The organism is Thalassotalea sp. PP2-459 (genome assembly GCF_001913705.1).
Classification (GTDB): domain Bacteria; phylum Pseudomonadota; class Gammaproteobacteria; order Enterobacterales; family Alteromonadaceae; genus Thalassotalea_C; species Thalassotalea_C hakodatensis.
On the sequence record NZ_MKQD01000043.1, the window covers coordinates 87,313 to 109,428 of the forward strand.

Genomic DNA, 22,116 nt, shown 5'->3' on the forward strand with positions numbered 1-22,116 from the left:
AAATGGCTAAGTATGTTTTTACATTGCTGTGGTTTATTAGTGCGGCGAGTATTGCCAATACCCTAGATAAACCCGCTCAACGTATTATTGCGTTAGCACCGCATATTGTTGAAAACCTTTTTCAAATAGGTGCTGGTGATCGTATTATCGGCACCACTGATCATGCTGATTTCCCAGAACAAGCTAATGATATCCCGCGTATTGGTAATTACGCAGCGTTGAGTATTGAAAAAGTACTCGCCGCAAATCCTGACCTTATTATTGCCTGGAAAACTGGGAACCCGAGTGAAGATTTAGCCCGGTTAGCAACGTTTGGTATTCCTATTGTTTATTCAAATCCATTAGTGCTTGAGGATGTTGCACAAGAGCTGAGAGATTTAGGGCAATGGACAGGTTTAACTAAAATCGCGAATCAAAAAGCCAATGATTACCTTACTGCGTTAGCTAAAATCAGAGCAGAATATAAAGATGCTAAGCCCATATCGATGTTTTATGAGTTATGGCCGAGACCTTTAACCACTATCGCAAAAAACGCATGGTTACAACAACAAATACAGGTTTGCGGTGCGACTAATCCATTTGTAGATAGTAAAACCGATTATCCGCAAATAAACATTGAGCAAGTCATTGTAAAGTCACCTGAGATCATTATTCAGCCAACGTCTCATGGTCATCAATCTCCAGATAAAATTCATTGGAAAAAATGGTCAGACATTACTGCGGTAAAACAGAATGCTTTTATTCATCCTAATGCAGATATGTTGTATCGCATGACATCGCGTTCGATTACAGAATTAGCATCGCTTTGTCGGTTGATTGATAAGCATCGACAATAGTTTTAATGGAATTACTACGCAATTGTTGGGTATTCGACAGTTGCTTTCGAACCTCTGACGTTGTCGTCAGAATAATACAAATTTAGGCACTTAGTCACAAACTGAGTAACAAGGGAAACAAGTGAAATTCTTGTGCTGCCCCCGCAACGGTAAATTGATCAATGTAAAACCTTTAGGTTTTACATTGATCAACAGCCCGGAGACCGGCCTAAATTTTTAACTTAGTTTTACTTGTGCGGTGGGCGCAGGTGGCGAGGAAAACATGAAACATAAACTTATCGCAGCTTCAGTATCAGCTGCACTTTCACTCTCATCAACATCGTTTGCAGAAACGTCTGGCTATCAAACAGATGAACAAATTTTAGTAACAGCAAACCGTGTGGCTACTAAAGCTGAAGATGTATTGGTTTCACAGGTGGTGATAACCCGAGCTGAGATTGAAAAAATTCAGGCTAAATCTGTGTTGGACTTATTAGCGACGGTATCAGGTATTGATATTTCAGCTAATGGTGGCAAAGGCCAGAACTCTTCTGTGTATATGCGTGGTAGTAATTCGGATCACACCTTAGTGCTATTAAACGGCGTACGAATTGGTTCAGCAACTTTAGGATCAACTAATTTAAATGAAATTGCCCCTGAATTAATCGAACGTATTGAAGTAATAAAAGGCCCTCGTGCTGCACTTTGGGGCTCAGATGCCATTGGTGGCGTGATACAAATTTTCACGCGTAAAGTGAATGGTGGTGAACACTTTGCCAATGCAACTTTCGGTAGTGATAACTACCAAAAATACAGCGCAGGTATTGGCATCGAACACGGTGATGGCTCTACCAGTATTAGTGTGAGCCATGAAGAAAGTGATGGTTTTGATGTCAAAGATGACAGCGAAACCGATGACGATGGTTTCAGTTATGACTCATTCGCCATTAATGGTCAACAACAAGTGAGCAATGCTTTGGCTTTAACTTGGCTCGCACAAGTTGAACAAGGTGAAACAGAATACGATAGTAGTTACCAAAATAAATCAGATGTTAATAACTACGTATGGAATCTTGGTGCTGTTTATTCTTCAAAAATCAATGGGTATAAAAACAAGACTCAACTATCTGTAGGCCAAAGTCGAACATCTAATATTAATTATGGAAATTCTTTTACAAAACAAGATGGCAGTGTTTTTGATACCCGTCGTAGTCAGTTTTCATTGATAAATCATACTGAACTTACCCGTCACTGGAAGTTAAATATTGGTGCTGATTTATATGATGAAAGTGTGCGTGGTACAAGTGAATTTAATGAGAATCAACGCGATATATCAGGTTATTTTGCTCATACTGTCTATAATCAAGATGCGTTTACTTATGAACTAGCTGCTCGTTATGATGATGTTGAAGATGTTGATTCTGAAACCACTTATAATGCTAGTGTAGGTTATCAAATAAGTGAAGCTACGCGTATGGTTTTATCAACAGGAACGGGTTTTAAAGCACCAACCTTTAATGATTTATACTACCCATTAAATTGGGGTTCTATGGGTAATGAAAACTTAGTATCAGAAACATCTGACTCAGTCGAGTTTAATATTATCAGCCAATTTGGCAGTGTAGCTGCTTCTTTCAATCTACACCAAACAGATGTTGAAAATTTAATACTGTGGGATGGTGCGATAAATAATGACGGCATAAAAATGCCAGGTAACGTTGATAAAGTTGAAATTCAAGGTGCTGAATTAGGTTTGAGTTACCCAGCAAGCCACGGTACACACGAATTTAATGTGAGTTATGTAGAAGCTGAAGATGTTGCTACAAATGAGCAACTTATTCGCCGAGCTAAAGAATTTGCCAATTATAAATTCAGTACTGATATTGCTGACGCAGATGTTTACCTTGAATGGCAATATAAAGGTAAAAGATACGATAATGTATGGGGAGTGGGCAAAGTTAAACTAGATAGCTATCAATTGATTAACTTAGGTACTAGTTATGCTGTCACAGATAAGTTTAACGTTGAAGCGAAAATAAACAATGCGTTTAATGAGCAATACAACACGATAAACGGTTATTTCTCTCAAGAGAGAACGGTATATTTAGGGATTAGTTATCAGAATTAATTAATATCTGTTTTTTACAGGTTTAGTTTTTACTGAATAACACCATGAAGTATGAAAATGCCAGCTTGCTTTAACGCTGGCATTTTAGTGAAAAAGGGTCAAAAACAACAGATATGGAGTGCAGCCTAATTAATGTAACTTTATGTTCTTGTTAAGGTTAAAGGCTAGTGATATGCTCAAAGCTATGATGCTCTACTGACCTAAGAAAGATAAAAAATGAGCAAAGAAATTATCATCAAAACCGTATCACCGCTTTATATCCCGTTAAGTGTCACCATTGGGGTTGATCAGTCTAGCATTCAGTACCTTGAACTTATCCAAGGCATTGCAGCGAGTAATGAACATTGCCGTGCGTTTAACCAACCAGATGTTGAGCACGACTATAATACTATTGATAGCGATGCCAGAGATATTAGAATATTAACTTGGCACAATGCGTCAATTTCACCTGTTGTGCTGCATGTATTTCCCAATAATGTTGCTATTGCTGAACTTGATATGGCATTCGATGCATCGTTAACTGCTGAACAAATTTCTGAGCAATGCCAAGCACAAACTAAGCTTGAGATAGACAACGTTTATCAAGCCTTTTTAGCTGAACTTAAGCACTTAATCCCCAACGATAAAAATAAAATGTTGCGTTTAAATGCTATGCCTGAAAAAGCGGATATTCATTGGATTGCCCGCTTTTTAATGCTGGAAAATGCGCAACTTAAAAACACCACTATTCAACAACTCATTAGAACGTGGTTGAAAGATACCCAAACACCACAAGACGCTGAAGCGATCATTCGTGGTGAGCGAAACTATTCCATTACTTGGTTGCAATACATCATTGTTGATGGCAGTAAAACGCATGAAGATTTGCGAGTCAATACGATGGTGCTTGCGCAGTATTATTACACTGCCCAAGAAAATTGTAATCAGCTACTTAAGCAGGCGATTGATAGTGCTTACAACGCTAATAATTTAGCAAAAACTCAAGAGAAACTGTCTTTCGCACGGGTCGTCACTCGGTTGCATTTAATTGATCTGCATGAGCATAAAAAGTTTTTAAATCGTTTTAAACGAAAATTACTTGATGATATTTTAGCCAGTTGGGACTTCAACGAAGTTGCAGCTAACGGCCAACGTATGATTGAAATTTGTTCGGCAAGATTGGAAGAATCAGACAATAAACGGCGAGAACGAAGCACTGTGATGACGGATTTACTGCTGGTGACGTTAAGTTTTTTTGCTGTGTTTGAATTGTCTTTATATTTAACCGAGTTTAGCCGAGAAATGATGTCGCGACCTGCGCTTGATTATAACGATGACAACCGTTCGTTTTTCTTAGAATTTATTGCTGAAATTGATGCAGATATTATGTTTTCGTTTGGCTTTGGTTTAACGTTCGCGTTGGTCATTCTTTATAAAGTGATGAAAGGAAAATAACATGCGTTACGTTTGCTTAATGTGTACGGTTCTATTTTGGCATACAGCCAGCGCTGATAAAATTACGATAACCACCGCGCCATGGCAACCTTATGTTAGCCATGAACATGCTGGCTCTGCCGTGGCCTTATTAGAGCAAGTGTTTAGTCAAAATAACACCGAGATAACTTGGCTAAGACAAAACTACGATTTAGCATTTCAACAAATCTCTCGGAAAGAAAAGTTAGCGTCTTTTCCATATTTTAAAACCGCTGAACGTGCGAAAAAAGTGCTTTATTCGGCACCTATTTTTCAAGTAACAAGTCATATTTATTTTAATCGACAATATAGCCAGCAAATTGAACAAGCAGAATTATCAAAATACCGTATAGGTAAAGTAGCTGGTTATAGTTATGGTGAAAATATTGATAAGCTCGTTGAAAAAGCTAAAATTTTTAATAGCGAAGATGCTGCACTCCAAGCCTTGCTCGAAGGTGATATCGACTATCTGCCAATGACAGAAAGTGTGATGAATTACATTTTAAATAATCAATTTAAGCAGCAAAAATTATTGATAAAACCACTTGAGGATATTCGCGATACAAAGAGTTTACATCTCATTGCTGCGGATAATAAGCAAGGACGTGCGCTAGTGAAAACATTAAATGAGTTACTTGAACAAGTGGTTGATTTAAAAAGTTTTGTGTTATCTCCTGAACAGCTTACCATTGAACCTGATATTGCAAAACTAATTACCTCTGAAGGTTACCCCGCCATTTTAGCCCAAACCGATTTAACGGAAAATGCGGCTTTTTATACCTTAGCACAAGGTACAAAAGTGTTAGTCATCGAATGGAGTGATGTATTGTTAAAGCCTTCTAAAAGTGATCGAATTTATAAAAACATGATGGATGTAAGTAAGGTTGTCATTTTAAATGGCCCGTTAGTAGGTAAAGAAGTGTACGTAAGAAATATGCATATAGAGTTAATTTAATGTTGGTCTTAATAGGCTGGATAGGCACAGCAATATATTTGATTAATCATGCTTATATTTCATTTGTACGACAGTGGAAACCAAGTATCTACTACGGTGGTAACTTGATTGCCGCGACAGTGCTAGTGATGAGTTCACTGGCGGTCAACTCTTATCAAGCAGTGTTTATCAATGCTTTTTGGGCGATGGTGAGTTTAGCTATTTTACGTGGCTGGCCAATCAATAAAATACCGGCAAGTACCCGTATATTTTATTTAGGTTTGTTAGTTTTTATCAGTTATTTCTGTTATCTATATTTTGCTAACGGTGTGATAAATATTGCTTTACTTGGTTGGTCTTCAGCATACGCTTTTACCGCAGGATATTTACTTTTTTGCTGTAAAAAACTGAATCACCTTGCTTACTTATTGCTGAATGCTTATGCCGCAATTGTTCTGTTACCTCAGCTCTGGCAGGATCAAAACTTACCAGTTTTTGCACTTGAAATTGCTTGGGCGATTATTTCAATCGTTGGAGCTATAAAGCGCGTAAGAGAACCGCACTTAATGGATTAGTTCGTCAATCATCATTCATAAAATAGCCGCTAAAAAGTAGGCGGTTTTATTTTACGATAAAAACTTGCAAAACAGCTAAAGCTAGACTTATTAAGAAAGTACATAAACAGCCTACATTGGTACTTGCAACAAGACTCAGAAGGTGTCAAAGTGAAATTGCTTCATACATTTTGATGGCGTGAGGAGGGTCAAACTTCAACGGACTTGTTGATCACATTGACAGCGTTGTTTAGTGGTTAGTTGCCAATTTGATTGACACAGGTTTTTCATTTTTTGAGGAAATTTGTGTATATGACTGAAGAAAAAACTATCTATATATTAGACACTAATATATTACTGCACGAGCCCTTCGCTTTTCTATCTTTCCAAGAACACGACGTAATTGTTCCCATGACCGTACTTGAAGAACTCGACTCTATTAAAGATCGTAACAAAGACGTTAGCCGGGATGCTCGAGTTGCTATCAGAGCACTAGAAGATTGTTTAGTAAACGCAACGCCAGAAGAAGTACTTGCTGGTGTTCCAATACCCACGCAACAAGATGGTAGCAAGGTTGGTAGGCTGTCTATTTTTAATGATTACACGTTAGAACAAACTGCTGGTAAGCTGTCCTTTAATGAAAATGATAATCGTATTATTAATACAGCATTACACATTCAAGGTACTCGTAAAACGCGTAAAGTTGTGCTTGTTACTAAAGATATTAATATGCGCCTTAAGGCAAAAGGGGCAGGCCTTAAACATGTTGAAGATTATCGAACTGACCAATTAATTGATGATATTCAATTTCTTACTAAAGGTTATCACAAATTTTCAGGAGACTTTTGGCAACAAGTTAAAAATTGCGAGAGTGAATCTGAAGGGCGAAATACCACTCACTATGTTGAAAAGTCGGTATTTCCGAACGCTTACATGAATGAATATTTGCTTGATGAAGGCGAACATTTTGCGGGTAAAGTTGTAGGCTGGGATGAACAAAAACTAGCGATAGCTGATTTAGGTCGAGAACGACTGATGTCAAAGCAAGCGTGGGGAATATCGCCAAAAAATATTTATCAAGGCATGGCAATGGATGCATTACTTGATCCTTCGATAGATTTAGTCATTTTAACTGGGCCTGCAGGTTGTGGTAAAACCTTACTTGCATTAGCGTCAGCTTTAGAGTTGGTGATTGAACGCGGCATGTATGACAAGGTTATTGTCACCAGAAGTACGCCTGAAATAGCCGAGTCTATCGGTTTTTTGCCGGGCACGGAAGAAGAAAAAATGGCCCCTTGGTTAGCGGCGATTACCGATTCATTGGAAGTCTTGCATAAACAAGATGAAAACATGGAAAGTAGCTTAAACTACATTATGGATAAAGCGAATATTCAGTTTAAATCTGTTAATTTTATGCGCGGCAGAAGCATACAAAATGCCTTTGTTATTTTAGATGAATGTCAAAATTTAACCGCATCGCAATTAAAAACCATCATTACTCGCTGTGGTGAAGGCACAAAATTAGTATGCTCTGGTAATTTAGCGCAAATAGACAGTAATTATTTGAGCGCATTAACTTCAGGGTTAACTTACATTGTTGAACGTTTTAAAGATTTTCCAGGTAGCACTACGGTGAATTTAAATGGTGTAGTTCGTTCGCGATTAGCATCATTTGCGGAAGAAAATTTATAAAACCGAGAAGATGAACAGTGAGAGGGGCTTGCTCGCTTACTTTCTAGTGAGTAACCCCTTGTTTGTTCATTTCAGCTTTATTAGCACTAAAGTCGTATCAGTATATTGATTAACCATGACAACTGTGTAATCATTTCGTTGATTGAATTATTTGGTTTATGTACTGGTGTCGACTAATTTCGTTAAAATATTATTGATATTGATGGTTTGTTTGTCCTTTTTGGGGCAAGCGATGGCGTCTACAGTAATGTCTTATCATATGATTAATATGAAAACGAGTCAGTCACAAACTCATAACATGGATATGATGGATCATAGTCATCACCAGATGGCGACTCAGTCAGCTGAACATCATGAAAACATGGATGAAGATTGTTGCTTGAAAATATGCAATTGTCTGAGTGGTAGTTGTTCAAATGCAGTATTGATTTTACTTTCAGAAACCGATACTCACAAGCTAGATTTCTCAACTAAAATTCATCGTCTCGAAAATTTAGTGCAAAGCCACACTGCTGCGTCTTTGTATAAACCCCCGATATTCGCCTAACACGGGTTCAGTGCGCCTGCTTTTTATGAAGTCATACCCGTAGCGCACACTTTATAACTTTACCTGTTAATTAATATAGCGTACTTGCGCTTTATAACTGTCCAGCATTGTCTGGGGGCGAAAATGATCAAAAACTATTTAATCCTAGTAGTAATAATATTGCTGCTATTACCTACGTTTACTACTGCTGATATTATTACGATTGAGCATAACCATGACGTTGACTTTGAGGCTAAACCGATAACTTTATTGGTCTATAAAACACCAACATGTGGTTGTTGTAAAAAATGGATCACGCATATCGAAGACCAAGGTATTATTGCGTCTTCGCAAAATTATCGAAGTCTTGAGCAAATAAAAAATCATTACGGCATAAAGCCTAACCATCGATCTTGCCATACGGCCGTTACACGCGGCGGTTTTGTTTTCGAAGGCCATGTTCCTGCGAAGTTCATCCAACAATTTTTGAGAGAAAAGCATGCTAATGCCATTGGTTTAACGGTGCCGGCAATGCCAGTTGGTTCGCCAGGTATGGAGATGGGTGATCGTTTTATGCCGTATAACATTTTAATGTTAACTAAAAGTGGCGCTAGCAAAGTTTTCGCAACGATTCATTCTTATGAGGAGCAATTCTAATGTATCGCATTTTTATTGGGCTAACGAAACTATTAATCGGCTTAGCTATTGGTGTAATTGCTTTTACAACGCAAGCAGAAAAAACCATTTCACTGATGCAAGCAATTACAATAGCTGAAAAAAATGATCCTTGGCTTCATGGCAATCGGTTAAATCAACAAGCGATTAACCATAGAAGTATTGCTGCTGGTACATTGCCAGATCCTAAGGTGTCAATAGGCATGATGAACCTACCTATCGATTCTTGGAATACCGAACAAGAGGGCATGACACAATTAAAAGTCGGTGTCTCTCAAATGTTTCCTCGTGGAGATAGTTTGGCGATTAAACAAAATCAATTGAAGCTTGAAGCAACTAAATTTCCATTAATGCGAAAAAATCGTCAAGCGACTGTGAAAAGCACCGTTTCACAGTTATGGCTTGATGCTTATTTAGCCCAGCGAATTATTGAGCTTATCGAGAATGATTGGGCTTTGTTCGAACAGATTGCCGAAGTGGCGCAAGTGAGCTATTCAAACGTTGTAGGGAAAACTCGTCAACAAGATGTTATTCGTGCGCAATTAGAAATTGTGCAACTTGAAGATAGATTAATGCTTGAGAAGCAACAATTAGAAACTGCCATTGCTCGTTTAAATGAATGGTTGCATGTTTATGACACTAACAATGTAGCCCAAACGTTTAATTTTGACGCACAAGCCTTGGTATTTAATGTTTCATCGCAACTGCCCGAGCTTCGATTAAAGCGACCCGAATTGCTTAAAGCAGCAAAATATTCCCGTAATCATTTGGCAAAAGTATTGTTAAATCACCCTGCTTTGCTAATGATTGATGTGAAGCAACAAGTCGTTGAAAAAAATGTGGTGCTAGCAAAACAGCAATATAAGCCGCAATGGGGGGTAAATGCCAGTTATAGTTATCGAGATAATATGCCATCTGGTGATAGTCGTGCTGATTTGTTTTCAGTAGGCGTCACCTTTGATTTACCTTTATTTACTGATAACAAACAAGATCAACAAGTATCGGCATCCATTGCCGAATCTGCCGCGGTAAAAACGGAGAAGTTATTATTAACAAAGCAGATGATTAGTGCAGTTGAGCAAGAAACAAGACAGCTAAGGCGACTTTCAGAGCGACAAAAGTTATATCAACAGCAATTGCTTAAACAAACGCATAATCAAGCTGAAGCGTCACTTACTGCTTATACCAATGATGATGGTGATTTTTCAGAAGTGGTAAGAGCAAGGATCACACAATTAAACACAAAAATAGCAGCACTAAAAATTGACGTTGAAGCACTGAAATCAGTTGCTCGTATCAATTATTTTTTCACCCACGCTGATGCCACATCGCGTCAACTTACACCACACACTAAAAACGTTAACACTGCACTTACTCAGCAACTTGGAGATCAATAATGCAAGCTAATCATAAAATCATTATCGCTGTTATTGCAGGTGTTGCACTAGGAGCTAGTACGTTGAGTGTTTTACAAAATATTGGGTCGAATGATAATAACTCATCTACAGCATTATCAGAGAAAAAACCTTTATATTGGGTAGCACCAATGGACGCGAATTATCGCCGAGATCAACCTGGAAAATCTCCCATGGGCATGGATTTAATTCCGGTATATGAACAAGCTAACTCAGCAAATGAACATGTCCCAGGGGCAGTGGAAATTTCTCCTCATGTAGTGAATAACCTTGGGGTGCGTACCGAGCCTGTTGCATTAAAAACTATGCATAGCGAAATTTCAACGGTTGGCTATGTTCAATATGATGAAAATGCGTTGGTGCATATTCACCCACGTGTCGATGGTTGGATAGAAAAACTGTATGTTAAAACGGCAGGTGATCCTGTTGAAAAAGGGCAATCACTCTATACCTTGTATTCACCGCAGCTTGTTAATGCGCAAGAAGAGTTTTTAATCGCGTTGAAACGCAATAACAAGTCGATAATTATAGCAGCGAAAGAACGTTTAACGGCGTTACAATTATCAGCTGAATTTATCAAAACACTCGAAAAGACTGGTAAAGTTGAACAACATGTGACGTTTTATTCACCGCAAGCTGGGGTTGTTGATGATCTACAAATCAGAGAGGGTTTCTACGTACAGCCGGGAAATACATTATTAAGTATCGGAAAACTTGATCAGGTTTGGGTGGAAGCTGAAGTTTTCGAACGAGATATTGCTTTAATTAAGCAAGGGCTTGATGTGACGATGACGCTCGATTCTCTGCCGGGTAAAAAGTGGACTGGAGTGGTTGATTATGTTTACCCCACGTTAAATAGTGAAACGCGAACATTACGCGTAAGGTTAAAATTTAGTAATCCAGAACATCAGTTAAAACCTAATATGTTCGCGCAGGTAACCATTCATGCGAACCCAACTAACCGCGCTATCTTAGTACCTACAGAAGCTGTGATCCGCACCGGTAAGCAAGATCGTGTTGTGCTTGCATTGGGCGAGGGGCAGTTTAAATCTGTCGAAGTGACTATTGGTCGCGTCGATAAACATCATATCGAGATTTTAAATGGATTGGATGAAAAGGATGTTGTGGTTACTTCTGCACAATTTTTAATTGATTCTGAGTCCAGTAAATCGTCAGATTTTAAACGTATGAGTCATGATAAAGTGCCCAACTCAGTGTGGATGCAAGGAAAAGTAAACCATGTAATGGCTGCACATGGCATGGTTAATATTACTCATGAACCAGTAGCAGCTTGGGATTGGCCCGAAATGACCATGGACTTCAACCTAGCGCAAAATGTTGCGGTAGATACACTGTCGTCAGGCCAGCTGTTGCATTTTGAAGTAAGCAAAGTTGATGACGGCGGTTTCGTCATTACAGGCATTCATATTATCTCACAACCTGAAACTGCCGATGAGCCAGTTTCTTCGGCGACGGTTAACGGTGTGGTAAATCATATCGACCATGACACGAGAGTGATTAATATTAGCCGTGAAGCCATTGAAAAATGGGATAGACCAGCCGCCACTATGGATTTTATCGTTGATGAAACAATCGATTTACAGGCATTTTCAAACGATGAGCAAGTCACCTTCACGTTTGAAATACATGATGACTTTATTATCGTTGAACTGAGTTCTACTAGTGACAATAGTCACCAGCAGCATAGCAATCACAACCAACACAACTAAGTGAGACTGATATGATAGAACGTATAATTCATTGGTCAGTCTTTAATCGCTTTTTTGTGTTATTGACGACATTAATTATCATTGGTATGGGTGTATTTGCCTTTAAAAACACCCCTGTTGATGCGTTACCTGATTTATCTGATGTGCAGGTGATCATTAAAACATCGTACCCAGGTCAAGCCCCTCATGTGGTTGAAGATCAGGTTACTTATCCTCTAACCACCGCTATGTTATCAGTGCCTGGGGCACAAACTGTGCGAGGGTATTCATTTTTTGGCGATTCCTACGTTTATATTATCTTTGATGATAACACCGATCTCTATTGGGCGCGTTCGCGGGTGTTGGAATATTTGTCTCAAGTTGCCCCTAATTTACCGAGCACAGCGAAACCCCAATTAGGCCCTGATGCTACCGGTGTTGGTTGGGTGTATCTCTATGCGCTTGTTGATAAAACAGGAAAGCACGATATTAGCCAGTTACGAAGTCTTCAAGATTGGTTTCTAAAGTATGAGTTACAAACCGTTGAAGGTGTTTCAGAAGTTGCTGCTGTAGGCGGAATGGTCAAACAATACCAAGTTGTTGTTGACCCCGATAAACTGCGCGCTTATGACCTGCCGCTGAGTTTAATTCAAACGGCAATTAAACAAGGTAATCAAGAAGTAGGAGCATCAGTGGTTGAAATGGCTGAAGCCGAATACATGGTAACGACTTCTGGTTATATTCAATCAATCAGTGATTTAAGTGCCATTCCACTCGGTTTAAACGTTAATGGTACACCTTTACTCTTAGGTGATATAGCAGACATCAATCTAGGGCCACAAATGCGTCGTGGTATTGCTGAACTTAATGGTGAAGGTGAGGTTGTCGGAGGCGTGGTGGTAATGCGTTATGGAGAAAATGCTCAGCAAACCATCGACGGGGTAAAGGCAAAGCTTAATGAACTAAAGGATGGTTTGCCTGACGGTGTTGAAATTGTCACTGTTTATGATCGCTCAAGACTGATTGAAAGCGCGGTGGATAACCTTTGGTCAAAGCTCGTTGAAGAGTTAGCAATTGTTGCACTTGTATGCGTGGTTTTTCTTTTTCATGTGCGTTCATCAATGGTAGCCATTGTCACTTTACCGCTAGGTATTTTAGTGTCATTTATCATCATGTATTACCAAGGGATTAATGCCAATATCATGTCTTTAGGCGGTATAGCGATTGCCATTGGCGCAATGACTGATGGCGCTATTGTCATGATTGAAAACATGCATAAACATATAGAAAAAACGCCGCTTACTAAAGAAAATCGCTGGCAAATAGTCGCGAAATCAGCGTCTGAAGTTGGGCCTGCATTATTCTTTAGTTTACTTATTATCACCGTTAGCTTTTTACCTGTTTTCATTCTTGAAGCACAAGAAGGCAGAATGTTTGCACCACTTGCTTATACCAAAACCTATGCAATGGCAGCTTCAGCAGGCTTAGCCATTACATTAACGCCAGTGTTAATGGGATATTTTATTCGCGGAAAAATTATTTCCGAACAGAAAAACCCCGTAAATAGAGTGCTTGTTGCGATTTATCAGCCACTTTTGAAAAAGGTGTTAACCTATCCAAAAACAACACTTATCGCAGCCTTTGCTATCACTTGTATAGGCTTTTTACCGTTAGATGAAATAGGCACTGAATTTATTCCGCCATTAGATGAAGGCGATCTGATGTATATGCCGACTACCTATCCCGGTATCTCTATCGGTAAAGCGCGAGAGTTATTACAGCAAACAGATAAATTGATACGTACTGTGCCTGAAGTGGAAACTGTGTTTGGGAAGGTCGGCCGCGCAGAAACTGCGACAGACCCCGCGCCACTTACGATGATTGAAACGTTCATTCAATTAAAGCCCCAGTCACAATGGCGTGAAGGCGTAACAACAGAAAGCTTAAAACAAGAGTTTGATCAGTTAGTACAATTTCCTGGTTTAACGAATGCTTGGGTTATGCCGATTAAAACACGTATCGATATGCTAGCCACAGGCATTAAAACCCCAGTGGGTATCAAAGTCGCAGGTAGTGATATTAAGGTGATCCAAGAGATTGGCCAACAATTGGAAGCCGTGCTTAAAGATCACCCTGGTACCGTGTCGGTTTATTCTGAACGTGTTGCCGGTGGTCGATATATTAAAGTGGATATTGATCGGATAAAAGCTGCCCGTTACGGTTTAAATATTGCTGATGTACAACAAGTCGTTGCTACAGCGATTGGCGGTATGAACGTTGCCCAAACGATTGAAGGCCTTGAGCGCTATCCGATTAATTTACGATACCCGCAAGACTATCGGGATTCGCCAGAGCAGCTACAGAATTTACCCGTTGTTACCCCTAACGGTTTGCGCATAGCGTTAGCAGATGTTGCTAAAGTGTATATTGAAGATGGCCCACCGAGTATTAAAAGTGAGAATGCTCGCATCAACGGTTGGACATTTATCGATATTAAAGATGTGGATATTGGTAGTTATGTTGAAGGGGCGAAGGCAAAAGTGGCTAGTGAAATTGATTTACCTGCCGGTTATTCAATTACGTGGGCAGGACAATATGAATATATGCAACGAGCCCAAGAGAAGTTGAGCTACGTGTTGCCATTAACGTTGGCGATCATTGTTGTGCTGTTGTATTTGAACTTTAGAAGCTTTGCTGAAGTTGCCATTATTATGGGAACGCTACCACTTGCCATGATTGGTGGCATTTGGCTGATGTACATAGAAGGTTTTAACTTTTCTGTTGCGGTGGGGGTGGGTTTTATTGCCCTGGCTGGTGTTTGCGTTGAAATAGGCGTGATTATGCTTGTGTATTTAAATCAAGCCCTGAAAGAAGCGAAAGAAAAAGCCGTAGAACAGCACCGTGACTTTGACTCTGCCGCTTTAATAGAGGCCATTATGCAAGGTGCAGGCTTACGTGTTCGTCCGGTAATGATGACGGTGGCTACCATTATTATCGGCTTACTACCAATACTCTACGGTAGTGGTACAGGCTCCGAAGTCATGAGTCGAATTGCTGCTCCTATGGTAGGAGGCATGGTAAGTGCGGTGTTATTAACATTACTTGTGTTACCTGCGGTATACCTTTTATGGCAGTCACGTTCATTAAAAAGTGACGATAAACCACCGTTTAGCTTATTAAAAACGAGTCGTAAATATCATAAATGGTTGATGGCTTTTTTAGGAATACAATTTATGGTTTGGACGGTTACCGGCGCTTATATGGTGTTTTTCGATATCGATTACATTCATGGCGATACGCTGATACATAACCACCAAAGTAAATTAAAAGTGAATAATATTCACTATTCACAACAATCTGTTTATCAGGCTTATCCAAATGCTGAAAACGTGCAGTTAACTAAGTTTATTGATCGCGATGTTTACCGCTTTATTCAAAACGATACACACTTTGTTGTTGATGCAAGTAACGGGAAACTGTTGTCTCCGTTGTCGAAAGAATTAGCTATTAAAGCTGCAACACATGAATTTACTGGTTCAGGAAATGTCAGCAGTGTTGAGTATATTGAAGATAACCCGCCGTTTGAATTAAGTAGGCGAGTGCATGATGCTTTACCAGCGTGGCGAGTGAATTTTGACAACTTTGGTAGTCCTTCAATTTATATTTCTGCGCGCTCTGGCGCATTGTTAGCTAAGCGTCATGAATGGTGGAGATTATTTGATTGGATGTTCAGATTTCATGTCATGGACTACGAAGGAAGTGAGATAGATAACCAGCTTTTATTTTGGTTTACCCTGTTTGGGCTATTTGCCGCAGGCTCAGGATTAGTGCTGACGTTCTATCGAGTATTTAAAAATAAAAATGATAATACAGTCGACGAATCACAAGAGGAGAAAGTTTAATGGATTGGACAAGAAAAATTCATAAATGGGCTTCACTGATTGTTGGCATACAATTTTTATTGTGGTTAGTGTCAGGAATTTACTTCAATTTGATGGATCATGATAAAGCAGGAGGACATCAGTACCGAGCTCATATGCATCAAACGGTTGAAGTTAATAAAAAAGAGTTAGTTGAACCAAACATTATTTTAGCGAAAGCAAGCCCTGCAACGTCAATCAAAGTAATCAATTTACTCGGTGAGTTTTATTACTTGGTCAATCATGAGAAAGGGTTATATGCTAACTTTGCCAACCGATATAGCCTGTATCATGCTTATACCGGTGAACGGGTTAACATTGATGAGACCTTTGTTCGTTCATTAGCTGAAAAGTCTTACAATGGTCCCGGTGAAATTATTTCAGTGAAATATATCGAAGGTAAAATTGATGATTTTCCTAAACAGAAAAATCCGAGTTGGCAGGTTAACTTTGATGATGAAGTAGATACAAGTGTTTATATTGAAGCTGAATCAGGGCGAATTGTTGGTCATAGTGATGCTGATCAGCGCTTAGCTGGTATTTTCTTTATGTTGCACTTTATGGACTATGCGAATGAAGGTTCATTTAATAATATTGCAATCATAATTTTTGCTTTTATTACGCTATGGCTTTCAACCACTGGTTTGATTTGGACTGTCGATCTAACTATGAGAGGGCAATACAAAATTAAATGGTTTGCAACCCAGCGTAAAGTAAAGCTGTTTGATAAAAACAAAACTAGCTTGGGTGAAATTAAATTATCAACGCACAATAACTTACTCAGTGAGTTAGAGAATCAGCATATCATCTTACCATCAAGTTGTGGTGGTGGTGGCACATGTGGGAAATGTCGTGTATTAATTAGCCCTAATGCTAAGGTGACATCAGCCGATGCTCAGCAATTTGATGAAACACAATTGGGTGAAGGTTATCGTCTAGCCTGTCAACATTTTGCCAATGATGTTGAAGGCATGACACTTATGGATGTCACAGATGCAAAAAAAATCACACTTCAACTTACTTCTAGTGAATTTCTCAGTGCAGATATCAAAGAGTTAAAATTTAACGTTATTGGTGATAGTTTTGACTTTAAAGCAGGGGCATTTATGCGATTTCTCATTCCTGAAGGAAAAAGATATACATGCCCTGAAAATATCCCCATTGGTTATCAAACGCTATGGCAAGATATTGAAAACAAAGAGTACCAATTTGAATCTTGCTCACGTAGTTACTCGATAGCTAATGCATGTAAGGGTAACGAAGAAGTAACTTTTACCATTAAATTGTTAAAAGCCAAAAATAACCAAGTGCCACCCGGCATTGGCTCTAATTTTCTCGGTAATATGGCCGTCAATCAATGCATTGAAGCATTAGGTCCTTTTGAAGATTTTTATGTAACACCAAGCAAACATAGCTCTATTGTTTTAGTGGGTGCTGGTTCGGGCATGGCACCTTTGAAGGCTATTTTAGAAGAGCAATTAGACAATGAATACTGTGAAAACATTGTATTTATATACGGTGCGCGTTCCGAACAAGATCTTATCTACCAAGATGAGTTAAGTGAACTGTCTAGAAACAATAAAAAATTCACATATATTCCAACGCTTTCACGTCCAGAAAAAGAGTGGCTCGGCGCGCAAGGTTATGGGCAAAAAGTGCTTGAAATGAACTTATCCAGCTTGGGTGATATATCCAAGACCGGGTTTTATTTATGCGGCCCTCAAGGAATGATGGATGAGACTATTGCACTACTAAAAGCGCATGGTATTGAAAACAGTAACATTTCATTTGACGATTTTAGTTAATTATAAGAGGTAAATATGAAAACTTTAATAAAACTTGTAACTTTAACCCTATTCACTTTTAGTAGCATGATCTTTGCACATGTTCATCTTGATAAGAGCATACCTGCCGATAATGCCATGCTAATGAAAGCACCAGAAGAGCTATCATTATCGTTTAGTAAACCAGTATATTTAGTCAAAATAACCTTAAAAAATAAACAAGGTAAGAAAATAACGTTTGGCTTTAAACCGGCAAAAAATAAAAATACGGCATTTTCGTGGAAATTACCTAAGCTCAAGCCAGATAATTATGTTGCTGAAATGATCTTCCTAGGTGATGACGGCCACAAAATGACAGATAACGTGAGCTTTATGGTACATTAAAAAAACTGAGAAATTATGATGGAGATGTATATCTGGAATAGTGTTATTGTTTTGTCGAAAGTTCTTTTTTATCTCGGCTTTGCAGGCATTGCTGGCTATACATTTCTCAGTAATCAATTAAGACAATATAACGAGTTTTCATCTAATAATAAGTTAACCATATGTCTTATTGTGTTTGCATTAATCGCTAATGTTCTGTGGTTTTTTGCTAAAACTGGTGTTGTGGCAGAAGAAGGCATTCAGGGGGCTTTTGCGCCATACATGGTTAGCATTATGTGGAATTCTTCGGTAGGTGAAACAATACTTGTTCGCGCCATAGGGTTAATTGTAGCGCTATGCACAATAGTGTTGCCAACTGTTTTTCGTTCAACCAGCTTAAAGCCGTGCGTTAAAGATGGACTTTTGGTGATTAGCTTATTTATCATTGCATTTTCTTTCACCTTAATAGGTCACGTATCTGAACTTGATGTTTATTACCAAGCCTTATTAATGTGTCACGTTCTTGTTATGGCATGGTGGTGTGGTGCTTTATATCCCTTAAAGCAAGCCTGCAATGTAGAAAATGATGAAAAACTTTGTCGCTTAATGGTCGTTTTTGGTAAGCAAGCATCTGTAATGGTGAGCCTATTGTTACTTGCTGGTTTATTACTTGCTGTTGAGTTAGTCGGAAGTTTTGAAGTTTTATTCACTTCAAGTTATGGTCGAACATTGTTAATTAAATTATGTTTGGTTATTGGCATTTTAGCGCTTGCGAGTTTACATAAATTAAGGCTTGTGCCACGTCTTAACTGCAAAGGTGGTCGAGCGTTATTATCAAAATCAATTACAGTAGAAATGGCATGCGCTATAGCCATACTTTTTATAACTTCAGCTCTTACAAGTGTTGTAGGCCCCGCAAATTAATAGGCTCAGGCGTGTTGATATCTCAAACAATATTTAACCTCTTATACCAATTCGCATAAAGATCAAGTCAGTTCAGAGCGATGTCAGCGGTGGGAGAATAAGCGAAACGTGTGCAGGTATAGTTGTTCTACATCAAACAGGTTTTGCGCAATTATCGCGCCTCTAACACGCTCCCAAAGGGCGAGTTTAAAAGGGTTATAGACTGTGTTATTGATTTTAACAATGGAATAACCATTCTTTGCAATCAATGCCTTGCCTCTAACCCTTTATTTCTCGCTAAGTGGCTAAATACTTAATTGAGTTGGTATTAGATAACGCAGGAGCACGTTCTCCTGAATAACCATTCTCTGCAATCAACGCCGTGTCTCTAAAGCGTTTAATTCTCGCTGAATGACCGAATATTTATGCGAATTGATATTAGTACAATGATTAAACAAAGATAAACAGACCCTAGAAAAATAAAAAGGCTTACCCAGAGAGAAGTAAGCCTTTTGTGTCTCTAAAAAACAGAGTGAATTGGGTATTATACTTGGTATTAGAACCTGTAATTTACTCTTACAAAGCCTCGTCTGCCTAATAAATCGTATGTCATAACATCAGTATTCGCATCATTCCAAGAGGTAAGGTATGGTGCTTTTTCGTCAAAAAGGTTATCTATACCTGCAGAAAGTTTAAGATTATCGGTAATTAAATAAGATGCTGAAATATCTGAGTATGTTAGGGCATCAACTGATTTACCTAGAGGGTCAAAGTCGCCACCGTTCACATCGTCAGCACCGCCTATATATCTTAATGAATATGATGCTTGCCAGTTATCACTCATTACAGCGAATGTAAGGTTACCCCGCCATTCGGTATAACTCCCTTGATCTTCTGTAATATAACCAACTTTATCAATTGTAGGTTGACCAGAAAATGGCGTACTTTCGTGATCAAGTAGTTTTGTAACGTCTAATATTGTTTTTGCATTTAAATCAAATAGAGCAAACCTATACTCTACGTTGAAGTCAATGCCACTCACTTTTTCGATTGCGGCATTAACAGGTCGTTGGTTTAATTGATTAACCTGTTTAGTGATTGGGTGCCGGGTAAATGAGTTACAGAATTGAGAGTTACCAACCGGATCTTCATAACAAAGTTTAAGCATATCAGAGCCATTTACTGAGGTAATAGACTCGTCAATTTGAATATCAAAATAATCAATTGTAGCTGATAAGCCGTCAATAAAGCTTGCTTGCCACACCATACCTAAAGTAATGGTATCTGCAGTTTCAGCCTCCAATTCAGGGTTACCACCTACGCTGGTTAGTATTGTTGTACCATCTTGTATAAAGTCAGCGGGAATGCCCGCAGCTAAACAATTAGTGGCAATCGTTCCCGTTGCATTTTCGCAAGGATCGATAGTTCTTAAATTTTCACCATTGGTGCCGCCAAATAACTCAGTAATTACCGGCGCACGAAATGCGGTAGATTGAACACCACGGATCATAAACTCTTCATTAACGCGCCAGGTTAAGCCAATTTTATGCGTTGTTTTGGCATCAGTAAAGCTATAGTCTGAATACCTAATTGCACCATCAGCAGTTAGTGATTCTAACACTGGAATAGAAAACTCAATGTAAGCCTCTGATACGTCTAAACTGCCGCTTATAGGGTCTTCGTCACCATTAGCTAATACGGTTGAGTCGGGGTTTCTCCAGCCTTCTTCCCAGCGTTTTTCAATACCTGCGGCAAAGCCAACTTCACCTGCGGGTAAAGAAAAAAGTTCACCAGATAAGTTAGCGGTCCAGCTACGCATTTCATTACCCCCGGTCCCTTCTCTGCGGTATTTAACATAATCAATAACTTCTTGGCTAAGTTCATTGACCCCAAACCAATCTCCACATGGAACGCCATTGCTGTTATCGTATGTACAATAATCTTCGTCTAATGTGTGCTGAGCTTTCTCTGGATCAATGTCAAAAGTCCAACCATCCGTTCCTGTATTTCGTCCATAGTTATAAGCAACTTCCCAGCTCCATTCGTTTTCAAACTCACCGCTTAACCCTAAAACGACACGTACAGTATCGGTTTCTTGGAAAAAGTATGGCGCACCCAGCTCAGTATTTCTTCTGCTTTGAAACTCCAAGTCTTGACCTGTAGGGTTGTACATAAAGTCAGAATCAACAGTTATACCTGCAAAACCATTACGAGGAGTAACAATCTGTTCTCCTTTTCTTTTGGTATACATTGCTTCAGTAAATAAATTTATTGAATTGTTAACTTCATAATTAACAAAGCTCGAAATATTAATTCTTTCCATTGGGCTAACAGCGTTGAGGTAGGGGATCCATTCGAAACCATGTTGTTCATTGTTGTAAGGGCCAAACGAATTACCATGAATACTTGTATCAGTGTTTTGATTAAACTGTACTTGGCTACCGTCGGCTAGTAATGCACGCCCTCCTTCTGTTGTGCCACTACCAAAACATTGGAATTTACCGTCTTCGGTACCAAATTTAGCACAGTCAATTCTATCTGATTGTCGCACGGCTTCAGTATTACTGTAGTTTAAGCTCAGGACTGCATTACCGCGATCAAAGTTACCGCCCATAGTTAGGCTTAGATCTTGACTCTCACCATCATTTTCATCGGTGATACCGGCCTTTATGTCTAATTCTGCACCTTCAAATTCTTTCTTAGTGATGATATTAACCACTCCAGCAACGGCATCTGCACCGTAAATAGCCGAAGCGCCATCTTTTAATACTTCAATGCGTTCTATCATCGAGGTAGGGATCATGTTTAAGTCAACACTACTATTGGCACCAGTTCCTCCAGCAACAACACGTCGGCCGTTAAATAGAACAAGTGTTCTTTTTATGCCTAAACCTCTAAGGTTAACTTGCGCCGTGCCATAACCACCACTTGTCCAATAAGCATTAGTTGCATTCCCAGCAACACCCGCTGAAAAAGACATTTCTTGCAACAAATTCTCAACATTTGATATACCGGACATGCTGATATCTGCAGACGTAATGATGGATACTGGGCTTGCTGTTTCCATATCTGCGCGTTTAATTCTTGAACCTGTAACGGCTATTCTTTCAACTTCTTTTCCGGCTGATTCTTCATTATCATTTGATGCTTGCGCAAATGATATCGTTGGCACCACTACTAAGCCACTTAAAAGTAGGGCTTTATAAATAAGGTGTTTCTTTAGGTTTTTCATATTATCTCTCCATT

The 22,116-nt window shown here is 39.0% G+C and carries 14 protein-coding genes, 1 pseudogene and 1 riboswitch; of the genes and pseudogenes, 14 read left to right on the forward strand and 1 reads right to left on the reverse strand.

Annotation, left to right across the window (positions count from 1 at the left end; all coding sequences use genetic code 11):
* Positions 1-2 precede the first annotated feature (2 nt).
* The 14 genes and pseudogenes from BI291_RS10220 (at position 3) to BI291_RS10285 (ending at position 18,891) form a co-directional block, all read left to right on the forward strand.
* A complete protein-coding gene (locus tag BI291_RS10220) occupies positions 3-836 on the forward strand; it encodes a cobalamin-binding protein (protein WP_074498691.1) in 834 nt (277 codons plus the stop codon).
* 67 nt (positions 837-903) lie between these two features.
* Positions 904-1,063, forward strand: a riboswitch (cobalamin riboswitch).
* A 35-nt stretch (positions 1,064-1,098) separates the two neighbouring features.
* Entirely contained in the window at positions 1,099-2,943 is a 1,845-nt protein-coding gene (locus tag BI291_RS10225; RefSeq protein WP_074498657.1) for a TonB-dependent receptor, read from the forward strand.
* Positions 2,944-3,159: 216 nt separating this feature from the next.
* Complete coding sequence (locus tag BI291_RS10230) at positions 3,160-4,377, forward strand: hypothetical protein (protein WP_074498658.1); 1,218 nt, start codon at positions 3,160-3,162, stop codon at positions 4,375-4,377.
* Position 4,378: 1 nt separating this feature from the next.
* Positions 4,379-5,350 carry an ABC transporter substrate-binding protein gene (locus tag BI291_RS10235; protein ID WP_074498659.1) on the forward strand — a complete coding sequence of 324 codons (972 nt, stop codon included), beginning with the start codon at positions 4,379-4,381 and terminating at the stop codon, positions 5,348-5,350.
* The gene (locus BI291_RS10240; RefSeq protein WP_074498660.1) at positions 5,350-5,904 is read left to right on the forward strand and encodes a hypothetical protein; all 555 of its coding nucleotides are present in this window, start codon (positions 5,350-5,352) and stop codon (positions 5,902-5,904) included. Before BI291_RS10235 ends, BI291_RS10240 begins: the two co-directional genes overlap by 1 nt.
* A gap of 291 nt (positions 5,905-6,195) precedes the next feature.
* Positions 6,196-7,575, forward strand: a complete 1,380-nt coding sequence (locus BI291_RS10245; RefSeq protein ID WP_074498661.1) for a PhoH family protein — start codon at positions 6,196-6,198, stop codon at positions 7,573-7,575.
* 166 nt (positions 7,576-7,741) lie between these two features.
* Positions 7,742-8,122, forward strand: a complete 381-nt coding sequence (locus BI291_RS10250; protein ID WP_139302599.1) for a CopL family metal-binding regulatory protein — start codon at positions 7,742-7,744, stop codon at positions 8,120-8,122.
* Positions 8,123-8,245: 123 nt separating this feature from the next.
* On the forward strand, positions 8,246-8,758 hold the full coding sequence (locus BI291_RS10255; RefSeq protein ID WP_074498662.1) for a DUF411 domain-containing protein: 513 nt from the start codon (positions 8,246-8,248) through the stop codon (positions 8,756-8,758).
* Positions 8,758-10,173 (forward strand): TolC family protein, encoded by a 1,416-nt coding sequence (locus BI291_RS10260; RefSeq protein WP_074498663.1) that lies wholly within the window; start codon positions 8,758-8,760, stop codon positions 10,171-10,173. The genes BI291_RS10255 and BI291_RS10260 overlap by 1 nt, the downstream gene beginning before the upstream one ends.
* Complete coding sequence (locus BI291_RS10265) at positions 10,173-11,921, forward strand: efflux RND transporter periplasmic adaptor subunit (protein WP_074498664.1); 1,749 nt, start codon at positions 10,173-10,175, stop codon at positions 11,919-11,921. The genes BI291_RS10260 and BI291_RS10265 overlap by 1 nt, the downstream gene beginning before the upstream one ends.
* A gap of 11 nt (positions 11,922-11,932) precedes the next feature.
* A pseudogene (locus tag BI291_RS10270) lies at positions 11,933-15,046 on the forward strand (efflux RND transporter permease subunit); the annotation flags it as partial.
* Between the two features lie 755 nt (positions 15,047-15,801).
* Positions 15,802-17,625: a 2Fe-2S iron-sulfur cluster-binding protein gene (locus BI291_RS10275; protein ID WP_074498666.1), complete on the forward strand. Its 1,824-nt coding sequence runs from the start codon at positions 15,802-15,804 to the stop codon at positions 17,623-17,625.
* Between the two features lie 15 nt (positions 17,626-17,640).
* Positions 17,641-17,988, forward strand: coding sequence for a copper resistance protein CopC (locus tag BI291_RS10280; RefSeq protein WP_074498667.1), 348 nt, complete (start codon positions 17,641-17,643; stop codon positions 17,986-17,988).
* A 15-nt stretch (positions 17,989-18,003) separates the two neighbouring features.
* On the forward strand, positions 18,004-18,891 hold the full coding sequence (locus tag BI291_RS10285; RefSeq protein WP_254849560.1) for a copper resistance D family protein: 888 nt from the start codon (positions 18,004-18,006) through the stop codon (positions 18,889-18,891).
* 535 nt (positions 18,892-19,426) lie between these two features.
* Here BI291_RS10285 and BI291_RS10290 read toward each other — a convergent pair.
* The gene (locus BI291_RS10290) at positions 19,427-22,102 is read right to left on the reverse strand and encodes a TonB-dependent receptor (protein WP_074498669.1); all 2,676 of its coding nucleotides are present in this window, start codon (positions 22,100-22,102) and stop codon (positions 19,427-19,429) included.
* Positions 22,103-22,116: the final 14 nt, after the last annotated feature.